The organism is Lentilactobacillus sp. TOM.63 (assembly GCF_030361045.1).
GTDB lineage: Bacteria > Bacillota > Bacilli > Lactobacillales > Lactobacillaceae > Lentilactobacillus > Lentilactobacillus dabitei.
On the sequence record NZ_JAUCAP010000011.1, the window covers coordinates 22,715 to 38,066 of the forward strand.

The 15,352-nt window shown below is 43.6% G+C and carries 13 protein-coding genes; 7 read left to right on the top strand and 6 right to left on the bottom strand.

Annotated elements, in window-relative coordinates:
- Positions 1 to 77: 77 nt before the first annotated feature.
- Positions 78 to 1,649: an amidohydrolase gene (locus QUF07_RS03540; protein WP_217341458.1), complete on the bottom strand. Its 1,572-nt coding sequence runs from the start codon at positions 1,647 to 1,649 to the stop codon at positions 78 to 80.
- A gap of 120 nt (positions 1,650 to 1,769) precedes the next feature.
- On the opposite strand from QUF07_RS03540, the gene QUF07_RS03545 reads away from it, so the two are divergent.
- The 4 genes from QUF07_RS03545 to QUF07_RS03560 all read left to right on the top strand — a co-directional run bounded on the left by QUF07_RS03545 (position 1,770) and on the right by QUF07_RS03560 (position 5,842).
- Positions 1,770 to 2,969, top strand: coding sequence for a DUF2075 domain-containing protein (locus QUF07_RS03545; protein WP_217164602.1), 1,200 nt, complete (start codon positions 1,770 to 1,772; stop codon positions 2,967 to 2,969).
- Between the two features lie 66 nt (positions 2,970 to 3,035).
- Positions 3,036 to 3,383 (top strand): YxeA family protein, encoded by a 348-nt coding sequence (locus QUF07_RS03550; RefSeq protein WP_217164600.1) that lies wholly within the window; start codon positions 3,036 to 3,038, stop codon positions 3,381 to 3,383.
- 241 nt (positions 3,384 to 3,624) lie between these two features.
- Entirely contained in the window at positions 3,625 to 5,034 is a 1,410-nt protein-coding gene (locus QUF07_RS03555) for a MucBP domain-containing protein (RefSeq protein ID WP_289426805.1), read from the top strand.
- 64 nt (positions 5,035 to 5,098) lie between these two features.
- Positions 5,099 to 5,842 (top strand): DUF5776 domain-containing protein, encoded by a 744-nt coding sequence (locus QUF07_RS03560; protein WP_289426806.1) that lies wholly within the window; start codon positions 5,099 to 5,101, stop codon positions 5,840 to 5,842.
- 186 nt (positions 5,843 to 6,028) lie between these two features.
- Here the strand turns inward: QUF07_RS03560 and QUF07_RS03565 are convergent, their stop codons facing one another.
- A complete protein-coding gene (locus tag QUF07_RS03565) occupies positions 6,029 to 6,715 on the bottom strand; it encodes a CPBP family intramembrane glutamic endopeptidase (RefSeq protein WP_289426807.1) in 687 nt (228 codons plus the stop codon).
- Positions 6,716 to 7,069: a VOC family protein gene (locus QUF07_RS03570; RefSeq protein WP_217164597.1), complete on the bottom strand. Its 354-nt coding sequence runs from the start codon at positions 7,067 to 7,069 to the stop codon at positions 6,716 to 6,718.
- Between the two features lie 493 nt (positions 7,070 to 7,562).
- Here QUF07_RS03570 and QUF07_RS03575 point away from each other — a divergent pair, with 493 nt between their 5' ends.
- The 3 genes from QUF07_RS03575 to yjeM all read left to right on the top strand — a co-directional run bounded on the left by QUF07_RS03575 (position 7,563) and on the right by yjeM (position 13,146).
- Positions 7,563 to 9,131 carry an ABC-F family ATP-binding cassette domain-containing protein gene (locus QUF07_RS03575; RefSeq protein WP_502878966.1) on the top strand — a complete coding sequence of 523 codons (1,569 nt, stop codon included), beginning with the start codon at positions 7,563 to 7,565 and terminating at the stop codon, positions 9,129 to 9,131.
- Between the two features lie 856 nt (positions 9,132 to 9,987).
- Positions 9,988 to 11,271: a histidinol dehydrogenase gene (gene hisD, locus QUF07_RS03580; protein ID WP_289426808.1), complete on the top strand. Its 1,284-nt coding sequence runs from the start codon at positions 9,988 to 9,990 to the stop codon at positions 11,269 to 11,271.
- A gap of 342 nt (positions 11,272 to 11,613) precedes the next feature.
- Positions 11,614 to 13,146, top strand: a complete 1,533-nt coding sequence (gene yjeM, locus QUF07_RS03585; protein ID WP_217341454.1) for a glutamate/gamma-aminobutyrate family transporter YjeM — start codon at positions 11,614 to 11,616, stop codon at positions 13,144 to 13,146.
- 243 nt (positions 13,147 to 13,389) lie between these two features.
- On the opposite strand, the gene QUF07_RS03590 is transcribed toward yjeM, so the two are convergent.
- The 3 genes from QUF07_RS03590 to QUF07_RS03600 form a co-directional block, all read right to left on the bottom strand.
- Positions 13,390 to 13,779, bottom strand: coding sequence for a type II toxin-antitoxin system HicB family antitoxin (locus tag QUF07_RS03590; protein WP_249778471.1), 390 nt, complete (start codon positions 13,777 to 13,779; stop codon positions 13,390 to 13,392).
- Between the two features lie 29 nt (positions 13,780 to 13,808).
- The gene (locus QUF07_RS03595) at positions 13,809 to 14,000 is read right to left on the bottom strand and encodes a type II toxin-antitoxin system HicA family toxin (protein WP_217164126.1); all 192 of its coding nucleotides are present in this window, start codon (positions 13,998 to 14,000) and stop codon (positions 13,809 to 13,811) included.
- Between the two features lie 398 nt (positions 14,001 to 14,398).
- Positions 14,399 to 15,310 (bottom strand): proline iminopeptidase-family hydrolase, encoded by a 912-nt coding sequence (locus tag QUF07_RS03600; protein ID WP_217341453.1) that lies wholly within the window; start codon positions 15,308 to 15,310, stop codon positions 14,399 to 14,401.
- Positions 15,311 to 15,352 lie beyond the last annotated feature (42 nt).

The window sequence follows — 15,352 nt, forward strand, 5'->3', positions numbered from 1 at the left end:
GATTCTGGGATTTTTGGTGGTGGTGCTTACGCGCAGATCCCTGCTCTGCGCAGCTGTCCTATATTCAAAAATAATCCTTACCCAAAAACTTTCCGGCCATTTAGCCACGTCTCCTTGACCCTGACGTCTTTGAGTTCTTCTGCAGGAATCGAAAAGATATTTCTATCCAAAATAATAAAATCAGCTGCCATCCCCGGCTGGAGGGTACCATTGTGTTTAAAGCCGCCAATCTTTGCCGGCCAGTTTGTGTAAGCTAAGACTGCTTCCGGGACGCTAATCGACTCAGCTGGGTTCACCAGGTCGCCGTTAGCGGCTTTCCTGGTGACTGCCGCGTAAATGTTAACAAATGGACTGTCAGGCTCGGCCCACGGAGTACATGGCGCGTCCGAGCTTAGCGCGAAAGCTGCTTTAGATGCTAACATTGATCTGTCTCGATAAATCAACTTAAATTGCGCGGGTGATAAATACTGGCGATAGGATTCGTCTTCAGCAAAAAAGAAAATCGGCTGGGTGACCAATGCATAGGTCATGGTGGCCTCATTAATTTGGTGAAGCATTTGGTCACTTAAAATGGAAGCATGTTCAATTCGAATGGATGGCCGGTCTGCCAACCAGGGCGTTAATTCGCGGGTGACATCCAAGACAAGTTGAATGGCCGCGTCCCCCATAGCGTGAACTGCGACTTGAAGATGATGCTGGCGGGCGTAATCAACCGCCTGGTGAAGTTTAGCAGCGTTTGTGATGGCGACTCCAGTTTGACCATTTAGATAAGGAACTTGATTATCCGCCGTTTCACCAGAAATACTGCCGTCCATGAAAACTTTGATGCCGGCAATCCGCAGCTGCTCTTCGCTAGTCGGCTGTAAGGCTTTGTCTTCGGCGACTTCATCGTAAACGTAGTAGATGGCGGTTTTAGGTTTAAAGCCGGCTTCAACGGCGGCTTGATAGAGTTCGAGCGAATCAGTTGGCTTCTTTCGGCCCATCATTTCACCGATAGCGACGATCCCATTGGCCAAATAATGATCGGAACTGGCGACCATGTTTTCAACGTCACCAGCAAAGCTTTGGACAGACTTGGCACGGATTAATAATTGGCTGGCAGCGACTTCTTTCATGTAACCGTTTGGCCGACCATCTGCAAAATGACCAATAAAGCCACCTTTCGGATCAGACGTGTCTCGACTAATACCAGCTAATTCAAGTGCTTTGGAATTGCCAACTGAGGAGTGACAATCCGAGCGATAAATGAAAATCGGCTGGGTCGTTGAGACGTCATCCAAATCGTTAATCGTTGGTGTGCGGTGCTCGGCTAATTTAGTTTCGTCAAAGCCCCAGCCTTCAATCCAAACTTTTTCGCCCTTGCCGAATTGGGGTGACTGCCGCAAAGCCGTTTTCATTTCCGCAATACTATTAACATTGGGTGGGGTACAAGCCACGCCGTGAAGGGCATCGGCAATGTATTTGGGATGTGTATGGACGTCGATTAAGCCAGGGAGAACTGTTTGCCCGCGTAAATCGATGGCGGTTGGATCACTAACCGTGTTGGTATTGCCAATCCACGTAATTTGACCATTAGTGACCGTCATGGCTGTCGCAAAGCTTGAGGTATCCAGTCCTAGAAAGATATTGGCGTTGATAAATGTTGGCATAAACGTGGCTCCTTTGAACTTTTGATTAAATAGTAGCTGATGGCGAGCGTAGAAGCAACTTTTAGTCATGGTGGCAAAGCGTTATGATGAAAGTACGACTTTTTGAAATGGAGGTTGACGATGCAATCACTAGAATCCCATACCCTAAACGCGTTTTCAAGAAACGTTCAGCTGACGCAAAAACAGAATCAGGTTCTCCATACCATTGAAGCTTTTACTCGCGACCACCTAGAGAAGGATGATCACGCTGTGTTTGTCCTGATGGGGGATGCTGGGACTGGCAAAAGTCTCATTCTTAATCAACTATTTACTAATTTGGCTCAAAACGTTACTGACGCATATTTTTTAGTGAATCATCCTGAATTACTCAAAGTATACCGGGAGTTGGCTGGTCAGACACCCCATATGCTAAAAAAATATTATCAGCGACCGACTAGTTTCATTAATAAGTTGCACAAACTTGGTAAACGGGTCAATTTAACGGTTATCGACGAGGCTCACTTGTTGTTAAGCAAACCGGATCACTACAACAACTATTATGGCAATAACCAACTTGAAGATATTATGGCGCTTAGTAACGTAACCATTGTCGTGTTTGATCCCCACCAGGTTCTGCGCACCAAGAGTTTTTGGAATAAGGAACGGTTATTAAATTTAGTTGCGCCGCATCCCCACCAGATTGTTCATCTAAAGCAGCAGTTCCGAATGCAGGCTAGCCCCCGATTAATGGACTGGCTGGATCATTTTATTGATGGCGATGTCATCCGCTCAGTTCCCGCGGATGTTGGGGATTATGACTTTAGGGCGTTTGCCGATGCTCAGCAGATGTTTCAACTAATCATCAAAAAGAATAACCGTTCTGGGCTTGCCCGAATGACGTCGACCAGTGGCTACCCATCGACACTGGATGGTGGCAAGCATTTGGTCAATGAGGGTAACTTTCACTTACCGTGGGATCAGTACAATTTCACCAGCACGCCGTGGGCTGAACAACCCCAGACGATCAATGAAGTTGGTAGTATTTATACCGTGCAGGGATTTGACCTCAATTATATTGGGATTATTATTGGACCGCCGTTTTATTTGACTGCGGATAATCGATTAGGAGTCGATCCCAGTAAGGTAACTGACGTTGAAATATTTAAGCGGCGGCCGGATATGGATAACCAAGTTTTCGAGCAAAGTAAAGAAACCCTATTGCGTAACTCGCTAAATGTGTTGTTGCGCCGCGGAATCAAAGGTATGTATCTGCACGCTCATGATCCGAAGTTAGAGGCTTATCTCGAACGAATGATCAACCAAGATCGGCTAAATCATTGACTTATTATCGACTACGAGATATAGTTACTTACATAAGTAACTAACCAAATAACAGGGGGCTAAGTCATGAAAAAGGGAACGATGATAACGTTACTCGTGATTGTTGTGCTGGCGGCTGCAGGTGGTACCTGGTATCATCATGCTTACGGAAAGACTTGGTATTATGGGCAAGTTGGCAGTATGGAACGATATGAAAAACAACCAGATGGCAATCCAACCACGTATTATTATCTGATCGATGGCTGGAATAAGGATGGCCAACATAAACGAATGGAAGTCGGTTCCGTTGGTGGTCACCGATTCGTGAAGGGCCGCTACATTAAGGTGGGCTGGTCAAGAGCCCAAAAGGTGGCAACTTACGAACAGGTTCAGAGAAATGAAATTCCCAAGAAAGCATTACAACATTTAGAATAATGACTTATTTAATCACTCAATGGCTGGCCTGAACGTAGGGCCAGCTTTTTTGACTTGATAGGCGATTTTGAATCGGTAATGGGTTATTGGGGTGATCTATTAAAAATGATCATAATCTGTCTATGTAATTAACTTATTTGTTATTGATGACATAACTTTGCAGTCAAAATAATATACACCAGCGTATTCTTTCTTGTATGATGTAATCGAAATAGAAGGGATATTCTTTGAGGTGATAGTTATGAAGGTTCACAAATTATTATTAACGACGACTTTGCTACTGGGGTCAGTGATTTTATTTAGTATGCAGAATACTGGGATAGGCGATCAGCCGATGCCAAATGTTCAAGCGGCAACCGTCGCCAATGAAGAGTCAATCAATGATGTCATGCCGAATCAGCAATTACAAAAGTTAGTATTGTATGAAATGAAGCGACAAAATATTGTGAAAAGTGATTCTGATCTCAGCCAATTTGATGCTGGGTCATTTAAGATAGCGCTTAGTAAGTTAACCAGTATTAATTGGCGGACAATTCCCGAGTATCAACGAGCTGATTATGAACCAATTGATGGTGGTAATGGGACAATTGGGCCAGCTAGCGTTAATCCTGGAAATTATTCTCTTAAGGGTTTAGAAAATGCCACTAATTTAACTGAATTGGATTTGGCACATGATCTTGACTATGGTCGGTATTACTTTGATGACGTTAAAGACGTGACGCCGCTAAGTGGCCTAACTCAATTGGCTAATCTCAACTTGGAAGGTAATCGAATTGAGGACATCTCGCCGATTGCTGGAATGCGGTCGGTTAAGAAACTGATATTGATTTCAAATTCGATTAAGAATTTGAATGTTTTGGATCGGGATAATTATGATGAATTCCAGTATCTCGGCCAACACGTTGTTTTTCCGGTTCAGCATCTAACCGAAAATGCCTACACGTGGAAAGCACCATTCAAAGATGCGTTGCCAAAGCACGTTGCCGATCCGACCAATCATTGGGAACCATACACGTCCCAAAATATTCATATGGTAAAGAGTTCTAACTATAATGACTTGGGTGGTTATGCTGGCGAAGAAGATGAGACAGATTTCATTCAAGTTTTTAAGCCCGCCACTCAAAATATGACGCTAGATGGGGATGATGTTCACTTTGCTGATTTGGCGGAACAGGTGTCACCAGGTGAAGGAATATCACTTGCCCAACAAGGTGGTCTCGTTCCCGAATCAGGAAATGGTGGGGTCGTTGCCCCGTCAAGAGAGGCTGCCCATATTAACGGGACCTTGCTTGCTAATGAACACACATACTATATGATGGTGAAATATCGCGCTGAACCGGAGCGGGCAGGCTATTCGACTGCCGTGATGAGTTATCATTTGCCTTACGTCATCGATAAGGTTCAGGTGCAGCCAGTTACCGTTAAATACGAGGATGAGAAGGGGACCGCGATTCATGGAGTTCAGACGATTACTGGTAAATTGGGTGATTCATTTGATCTATCGAAGACCGACTATCAATTGGAAATACCTGGCTATACGTTTAAGGCGTATGATCCAATCCAGACCGGCGAGCTAACGGGACAGGCGCAAACGGTGAAATTAGTTTATACAAAACACGGCACCAGATGTACCCGTTGCCCCGAAGAATGAGTCGATAGATCCGCCTACTACACCAGATAAGCCGAAGACGCCAAGTGTTCCAGACCAACCTGTGATGACAGAGCCAACGTCGGAAAGGCAAACCCAAGTTGCTGCACCGGAGAACGTCGCTAAAATTCATGAGGCGGTTTATTCACTGAAGAAAATCTATTTATACCAGAATCCAACCTTTAAATCATCTGAGCGAAAAGCTGGCTATGTCCAGAAGCCACGGGTATTTCGGCCGATGTTCGTCGTTGATGGTTACGCCCATTCCAAAGACGGCAGACTGCGCTATCATGTTCGGGATGTCAATCATCAAAGCAAGACCGATGGCTGGCAGGGCTATATTACGACGCAGTTTGCCTATGTTCGCCCAGTTTATTACCACAGCAGTCATAAGACGTTAACTGCGATTAATCCCAAGGGGGTCAATGAATATACCAATAAGAATTTGACCAATAAAGTCCGAAACTTTAAACAGGGAACGGTATTGCGGGTTAAGAAATTTGTCACTCATAATCTTACGACCCGTTATCAATTAACCAACGGTCATTACGTCACTGGAAATCGAAAGTTGGTTAAAATGGGGCGACATAAGCAACCGAAGCAAGTGGTTCTAAAACAAGGGCTCAATCGCTATCGTGACGCTGATTTCACTAAGAAAAACGGTCACTTTGCTAAGGGTGACAAGATTGCTGTTAAACGATTCACGTTTAGCCATCAAGATTCAATTAAGCAGGGCGGAACTAAACGATTCGAAGTCAAAGGTGGTTTCATTTCCACTAATCCTAAATTGGTTAGAGCCTACTACAAGTAATTTATAGGTAGTCGGTGGGCTGAGATGGTCGTTATTCTTCACTTGGAATCACAACCAAAAGCCTATTAAAAAATTGGGGAAAATGATAAATCCGTGTTATTTAACGGCGAAGGGCCACCATTCCGAATGATCAGGAATGATGGCCCTTCGCCGCTAAACGCTGGGATAAACGTCAATGTTTTAGTCTTATAGTATTGATAACAAATTATTCATGACATGCAGTGCGATACTGTACCTGATATCTCTGAAATGGATGTAGGTGTATGCCAACAAACATCCTAAGGCCGAGTACAAAAGCCAATTAACGTCGAAGCTCATGTCGTGGAGAAAGCCGAATACCATGCCGCTAGCAAGGATAGCTAAAATATTATTAAGTCGGTTATCCTTGTTAAAAAAGTAATTCATAAAAATCCCCCGGCAAATAAGTTCCTCAAAGATAGGTGCCAGAAAAATTGCAAACAAATTATTCCAAAGTGGTAAATGGGTAACCGTTTCATTAATGACTTTTTGGTTTGTTGGTAAATCTAGAACATGATGGACAACCAGCCAGCCCCAAACGGACTGAACGATAAGAATAACCGCAAAAATGATGATCAGTTGACTAATGTGACTAAAAGTTGCCTTTGATCGACCAAAATGCCGTGGATTAGCGATTGTGAGCTGTTTACCGTACCGCCAGCCGATAAAGCCAAGGATTACCGCAATTAATAGTAACGAGATACCCAGCACCTTTCGTAACTGAACGAGGGCGGTATAGCTACCAGCAATATCAAGGCTGCCTGAGGCAAGTAAATAGATAAACAAAAAGCCAATCCACTTGATAATTTGCAGGGACTTAGTGGTGCTGTAATGAATCAATTGCGTCAGTTTCATCTATTTGAATTCGTTAACCTCAATCCGATTCTTATCTGGGTCTAAAATGGTGATTGAGTTAACTTTTCTCCTCACTTCAGTTTTGGTAGATGGTTCGTCGACGATATCGACAAAATAATTGATTAAGTGCGCCTTGATAGCTTCCATGGAATCCTTGGCGATTAAGCCAAACGAAATGGGGTTGCTAACATTGTCGACTTGTCGAAAGTCTAAGAACATCTTTCGCAGATCAGCACCCTTATCCCCATTGGGCAAATCAACGATCTGCATGTCAAATACCTCATGATAAAATCGTAGACTAACCTCTAAGTTTGATACTGGAATTGTGATATATTCAATTTCTCTAATATTCATTTAAAATTGAGGCAAAAAAACCGCCGATTTTAATCGGGAGAGGAATTGCCTCGCACCTACTTTCTTGATTTTTTAACATCCTTAAAAAATAAGTGATCGGAACAAAGTGATTAGAATCTGTCCCAAACCAATGAATATATTATATACCATTACTTGTATTCACGAGCGGTTGCATGACTTGACCATGACTTTAATTAAGAGTAACATAATAATTTGTATGTATTCTTAGGTATTTTAGTTGAATAGTGTGCTGACAGTTGCAGTGGTATCCGAATCACTTCGATTACGTTAACGATGCGTTTTGATGGCGCTTGGTTTTACTGACGCACTGGTTTGGTCTAAACTACCTAGTCGAATGGTGCTCCGCAAAGCAGAAACTTCCACATAAGCACCTTGGCCAAAAATTCCAAAACCGGGAATTTCCGGCCAAGGAAACTTATGTTCCGATTCCTAATCGCTTTGTTACGCACACTATTAAAAAGGAGTGAATCTTTTGCCATTACTATCTGTTTCGGACCTTTCAATGAGTTTTGCGGAAAAAGATCTGTACAAAGACGCTGAATTCACGCTTGAAAAGGGTGAACACATGGGAGTTGTCGGCCAAAATGGGGTCGGTAAGTCAACGCTCATTAAGATCATCACGGGAAGCGAATTACCACTATCTGGAAATATTAAGTGGCAGAAAAATATCAAGATTGGGTATTTGGATCAGTACGCTGACGTTGAAGGTGATTTAACACTTACTCAATTCTTGCGGACCGCATTCGCTGATCTCTATAAAAAGAGTGAGCAATTAAATAAATTATACGCTGATTACGCTGACAACGGCAACGATAAGTTAATGGAACGTGCCGGTCAGCTGCAAGATGAATTAGACTCCAGTAATTTTTATGAAATTGATACCAGAATTGATCAAACAATTACTGGCTTGGGGCTTGATAACATTGGCCGGGATCACTTGGTTGGTAAGATGTCTGGTGGTCAGCGTTCTAAGATCATTTTGGCCAAAATGTTGTTAGCTGATCCAGATGTTATTTTGCTCGATGAGCCCACTAACTATTTGGATACAGCTCAAATTGATTGGTTGATTGACTATCTAAACGGTTTTTCCGGATCAGCCCTGGTGGTTTCTCATGATTATGATTTCTTAGAGAAAATTACCAATTGTATCATTAACGTTGCTTTCGGAAAGATCACGAAGTACCGCGGGAGCTTCAAACAGGCCATGCGGCAGCGAGCAGAGAGAGAAGAATTTCAACAGCGGGAGTACGATAAGCAACAGGTTGAAATTGATAAGGCTGAACGCTTTATTCGGAAAAACAAGGCTGGCTCTAAGGCAACGATGGCGAAATCACGTGAGAAAAAGCTAGCGCATATGGATAAAATTGATCCGCCTTCAACGAACATTAAGGCAAGTTTCAACTTTCCTTATGAGGAAACCGGCTCTCACGAAGCTTTGACGGTTGATCACCTTTCCGTTGGGTATAATAAGCCGCTTTTGAAGCCGGTGACTTTCACAATTTCAATGGGTGAAAAGTTCGGCTTTGCTGGGTTTAACGGGGTTGGTAAGTCAACCTTGATTAAGACGATTCTCGGCCAATTAACCGCAAAAGGTGGAACGGCGAAATTTTCACCATCATCAAAGATTGGCTACTTCAGCCAGGAGCTTTCCTGGGACAATAACCGGATGACGCCGATGCAAATTATTTCAAACAAGTTCACCAAACTCAATCAAAAAACAATTCGGACCAAGCTTGCGAAGTGTGGCCTCGATTCCGCTAATGCAATGAAGCCAATCGGCCAACTTTCTGGTGGTGAACAGACCAAGGTTAAATTGGCGATGATGGAATTTACACCGTCTAACTTCCTCATTATGGATGAGCCAACCAACCATTTGGATGAAGAGACTAAGGAAGCCTTGAAGCGCGCATTGGATCGTTTTCCGGGTAACTTAATCATCGTGAGTCATGAGGATAGTTTTTATGATGGCTTGGTTGATAAGGTGCTTAACGTTGAGAAGCTGAGTTTAAAGGAACAACCAGTGATTAGAGAAGAACCTTAAAAGTAAATTTTGATTTCAAAGCTTGGCATTCTTGGGATGCTGGGCTTTTTTACGTGCAAATGATGATTCAAGCCTCAAAAAGTGGCTTGACATATTATTTCGAGGTGGTATTCTTGCAGCATCAACAAATTAAAAAATAATAATAAATATGAAGTTATGATTAGAAAAGTAATTGTTCATTTCACATAAAGAGAGCCCTGTTAGGACAGCTGTGCCAGGCAGAAACCTACACATAAGCACCTCAATCAAAAATTCCAAGTCCGGGAATTTCCGCTTGAGGAGACTTATCTTCCGGTTTCTAACCGCCTGGCTCCGCTCACTATGTTAGGACAGCTGTGCAAAGCAGAAGCTTGCACCTAAGCCGTCTCGACCAAAAATCCAAAACCAGGATTTCCGGTCAAGACAACTTAGGCGCCAGCTTCTAACCGCTTTGCTCCGCTCACTATTTGATGAGAAGGGGTTGTGGTGAATGATGAAAACACATCTATGAACTGAGTGATTGAATTAAGTAGGTTACTCCGCTAGTCAGCGTTACCACGGCTACTGTGACTGTTCTCCATTTTAATGGACGACTAGTTATGAGCAGCGTAAGGTCGTTTCATCGTGAGGTGGCGACAAAGATGAGGTGGAACCGCGACAGATCGTCCTCAGATATTACTATACGTAATGTCTGGGGATTTTTTTATTGAGTGAGCGGATTGCAACGGGTGATGCGGTATCTAAGGTGCTTTAGGCTGAAAGCCCGGGCTTGGGTTTTAGTCTGAAGTTCCTTAGATGTTAGCATCAGTTGCAAGGAGCTGTCCTAATTAAATTCTAATTATAACCAGCATATTTACAGAAATGGAGAGTGGCACACATGCAAATTATTGAAGATTCATTAGACAACTTATTGAAACAGGTAGCGATTCGAACTAACAAGGTAGCCAACCGAGCTGAGGTTGAAAAAGCAGTTGACGATATTATTGCCAACGTCATTGAAAATGGTGATCAAGCGCTGAAGGATTACGAGAAGAAATTTGACGGTATTGACCTCAAAAACCTGCGCGTCAGTCAACAAGAAATTGATGATGCCTATGCCCAAACTGATCAAAAGGTGATTGATGCGTTGAAGCTGGCTAAGGCTAACATCACTTCATTCCAACAAATGGAGGTTGAAGAAAGCTTTATTGACGCCAAGAAGAAAGGCGTCATTCGTGGGGAAAAGATTCAACCGCTGGCTGCCGTTGGCTTGTACGTTCCCGGTGGGACGGCTGCTTATCCTTCATCCATTCTGATGAACGTGATTCCCGCCAAAATTGCTGGAGTTGGCCGGATTGTGATGGTGACGCCACCTCAAAAGGATGGTTTGATCAAAGCCGTTTTAGCCGCTGCCAAGATTGCCGGCGTTGATGAAATTTATACGGTTGGTGGCGCTCAAGCGATTGCTGCATTGGCCTATGGTACCGAAACAGTTCCCCGGGTTGATAAAATTACCGGTCCTGGCAATGTCTTTGTGGCAACTGCGAAAAAGAAGGTCTTCGGTCAAGTCGATATCGATATGATCGCTGGTCCATCTGAAATTGGCGTGATTGCCAGTTCCCAGTCAGTACCCAGCCAAGTAGCGGCAGACCTGCTGTCACAAGCTGAACATGATAAGTTGGCTCGGCCAATGTTGATTACGGATGATCGGCAGTTAGCCGACGCCGTCAACAAAGAATTGGCGCGCCAAGTTGCGTTATTGCCTCGCCAAGAAATTGCCCAGGCTGCCATGGATAATGAAGGCTTTATCGCAGTCGTTGATGATATTGATGATGCCTTCACCCTGATGAACGCTGTTGCGCCAGAACATTTGGAAGTTCAACTCCCAGATGCCATCGAATATCTAAATCAAATTAAGAACGCCGGATCAGTCTTCCTAGGCTTCTCAGCTTCAGAACCACTTGGTGACTATCTTGCCGGTCCTAACCACATTTTGCCAACGGGTGGTACGGCACGATTCTTCTCACCATTGGGTGTCCAAGATTTCGTGAAACGGACACAGTTTGTTTCCTATACAAGAGAAGCCTTGGCAAAGGAAAAGGATGCTATTACAACGCTGGCAAGGGTTGAGGGCTTGGAAGCCCACGCTAGAGCGATTGAAAATCGTTTTGAAGAAAAGTGAGCGGATCAAAGCGGTTAGAAAGCGGAGTGTAAGTGTCCTCGGAGAGAAATTTCCGGTTTTGAAATTTTTCTCCGAGGTCCTTACATGTAGCTTTCTGCTTTGAGGAGCTGTCCTAAGAAAAGTGAGCGGATCCAGGTTGTTGCCTGGAGGAGCTGTCTTAAGAAAGTGAGCGAACTAAAGCGGTTAGAAGTCGGAGTGTAAGCCTCTAGTGAGAGGAATTCCCGATTCTGGAATTTTTCTCGGTGGTGCTTACATGCAGACTTCTGCTTTACGGAGCCGTCCTAATCACAAAAACAATCCATTCCACACAACAAATGATAACCGAGACAAGGAGCATTGCTTATGAAGAAAATTGCAACAAATAAATTAACTTTGATGAGCGTCATGTTGATGATCTTTACCTCAACCTTTGCCTTTGATAATACGTCGATCGCTTATTACACAATGGGTTACGCCGGCATTATCTGGTATGTCTTGGCTGCATTGTTGTTCTTCGTGCCCTCATCACTGATGTTTTCAGAATACGGGGCATCTTTGCGGAACGAAGCCGGTGGCGTGTTCTCCTGGTTATCCAATTCGCTGGGGACTAAATGGGCGTTTGTTGGTGGCTTCGTTTGGATTGCCTCATGGATCATCTTGATTGTGTCGACCGTTTCTAAAATTTGGATCATGCTGTCTACCACGATTAGTGGCTCAGATCAAACTGGCCAGTGGCGCTTCGGCGGGCTGGATTCCACCGAAACAATCGGCATCTTGAGCATCGCGTTTTTCTGCATCGTGACCTTTGTCGCCACTAAGGGGCTCACCAAAGTCGCTAAATTAGCAGCCGTTGGTGGAATTGCCGCCGTTGTCTTGACAATCTTCTTCTGTATCGCCAGTCTGATATTGTTGAGCATGAACGGGTTTCAACTCGCAGAACCGATGAACTTGCCAACTAGTTTGTTAAAGTCACCAAGATCAAGTTACCAATCATTGAGCTCAATCGTGTCGTTCCTGGTATTTGCAATTTATGCCTACGCCGGGATTGAAGCCATGGGCGGTGTGTCCGATAAGATGAAAAATGCCAAACGGAACTTCCCGTTGGCCATGGCATTGGGTGCGTTTTTAATCACCATGATTTATGCACTATTTATCTTTCTGTGGGGCGCTTCCGCCAATTGGTCAAAAGTGTTCGATGGCTCAGGAGTTAATTTAGGAAATACGACTTATGTTTTAATGAGCAACTTGGGCTATAGTTTAGGTCAGCAGTTCTCGCTTGGTACCGCTGGATCGCAAACCCTGAGTTTCTGGTTCTCCCGGTTTGGATCGTTCACCATGCTGATCAGTTATCTGGGATCATTCTTCGTGATCGTTTATATGCCGATTAAGTCATTCATTTTAGGAACGCCAAAGCAGTTGTGGCCAAAGGCATTACCAAAGTTAAATGCATACGGGATGCCTGCTAACGCAATGTGGATGCAGGCCGGCGTGGTCAGTGCCTTGATCGCGATGACCTCATTTGGTGGCAAATCCGCCGTTGATTTCTATAATGTTTTGACGCTGATGGATAACTTATCATCGACGTTACCATATCTATTCTTGGTTACCGCATTTCCATTCTTCAAGGCCAATCTGTCATTGGAAAAACCGTTTGTGATTTACAAACGCAAATGGGTCTACATGACGGTGACCGTTGTGGTGGATCTCCTGTTGATGATCGGTGTGTTCTCAACGGCCATTTCCGCAATTTCTGAAGGGCAGTATTGGGATTTGACGCTTGAATTGATCGGACCGTTCTTCTTCGGAATGGTCGGTTATGTCTTGTTCAGATTGTACGAGCGAAGAAGTCAACTGTTGTCGCAGAACCCGGATGTGCCAGAAGGGTTGACGAAGTGAGTTTGATAAATTCAAAAAGTGCGAAAAGAGGAGTCGAGGGGCTTCGCTTTTGTTTTACTAAAGGTTCGATTTAAGCCAACAAAAATCGCTACAATTTCTCGAACATATCGATATTGAGATGGCTAGGGTAAGGGATCCAGAAGTATTTATCAAAAATACTTAATGAGTGAGAAATGATCAGGTATTTTGAATGCAAAAGGAGCATCTGGCTGTCTTCATCAAGTCAGGTGCTCCTTCTTTACATCACTGATTCAGTTTTGCTTTCAGTGCGTCTGTAAGTAACGCACTAAAATTAATGTTTTTCTGTTCGGCCATTCGAGCGAGGTCACCAGGGATGGTGGTGTTCTTTTTGACCGTTGGTTCACGAACGGTTCGTTTAATTTCATCTAAGTCAGTCGCAATCCAATTAATAATTGTTCCAGGTTCATCTGGTTTAATGGATTCGAGATCGCTGGGCTTTGGTAACTCTTTTTCGTCGTATAATATCAATCCTAAGGCTTCACTACCGTTTGAAATGGCCTCAGCAATGCCATTTCCTTGAGAAATTGCGCCGGGGACATCGGGAAAGATGACTGTATACGTTCCTTTATCAGGGATGAGTTCTGCTGGGTAAGCAACAATTCGTTTTTTCATGGAGAAACCTCCTGTAATGATTTTCATAATTACTTAATACCTGCCTGACGTTTGATGTAGTGGTACGTGGAAAGGCTGACTTCTTGCTTCAAGCGTGAGTACGGGACTGTTACCTTATGTCCATATTGATCAACAAAACGATGATGATCGCCTTTTATTCTATCTTCAACAAATCCTTGAGCAGACAACATCTCAAGAACCTGTTTAACTGTAACTTTCATTCTTCTCCTCCAACTATCTGTGTTATACGTATCGATACGTATGAAAGCAAGCGAAATGGGGACACTTACTTTATATAAATACAAATACGTAAATACTACGAGAAGATTTTATGTTGGTTGGTATTCTATTTGTAAATGGTGAGTAGTGCTCTGAAAAACCGGTGTTAGATACATAAGAGCTCCTGAACTAAAACCAGTTCTACTTTCGGGAATTTCTCCGTTATATTGAGTAAATGCACTCCGACAGCCCTGACGCCTGCTTTCTCCATTACATAGATTAGTAGTGCTCCAAAAAACTGACGCTTAACTATATAAAACCTTCCAACTCAAATCCCCAAAACCGGGATTGAAGTTGAAAGGCTTTATATAGACGCGTCAAAGCGTTTTTCTCCGCACGCTTACTTGTTAAACGTTCCCGCCTCAACCTCGCGGATAAACGTTGCCAGATGGTCGTAATAGACATCTGGGTTGTCAATCATGTGGTGGTGGCCACCTTCTGGGGTTGATACGAACTTGGCATTTGGAATCATTTCTGCCATTCGTTTTCCAGTTGCCACTGGCATGGTTTCATGTTCACCAAATGTGACCAGCGTTGGGACCTTGATATCCTTCAAGTGGTCGGTGAAGTTCCATTCTGCCAATTTCCCGGTGATAACAAACTCGTTATCACCTTGGAAAGCACCATAGATATCGGTGTTGGTGACATCAATCAAATGCGACAACTTAGAAGGTTGTTTCCGATCAATGTAGCCCTTATTCAAAATATCAACGTATGACTGATACTTGTCATTGTCATAATCGTTGGCGGCTTCGCACTTCTTCATGTAGGCCACTTGGTCAGGGGTCAAGGCAGTTTCTCGAACCTTTTCCAAGTTTTCGGTGTAATCATCGATCCGGTCGACCATTGAGGAAACAATGGCTCCCTTCAAGTGTTTGCCATATTTAGCTGCATATTCTTGAACTAATAAGCCGCCCCATGATTGACCAATCAAATAGAAATCATCCAAGCCTAATTTGTCACGAACTTCGTCAACTTCATCCAAAAAGTAATCGTAGTTCAAAATATCCTTACGCACTTGGGGATCGCTAAAGTCAGGGCTGTCTGAATACCATGAACCCAATTGATCGTACATGGTTACTTGGACGTTAAGGCCTTGCTTAGCCAATTGTTTGGCAGCATCTTCCCAATATTCATGTTCACCGCCAGGGCCACCATGCAGTGCCAGCAAATGAATGTCGCCAGTGCCTTGCGTGTTGGTCCATAAATGATAACCGTTATCCAGGGTAATGATCTTTGTTCCTGTTCGCATGTAATCACCAATCCTTAATTTGTATTTGTAATCATAATACTG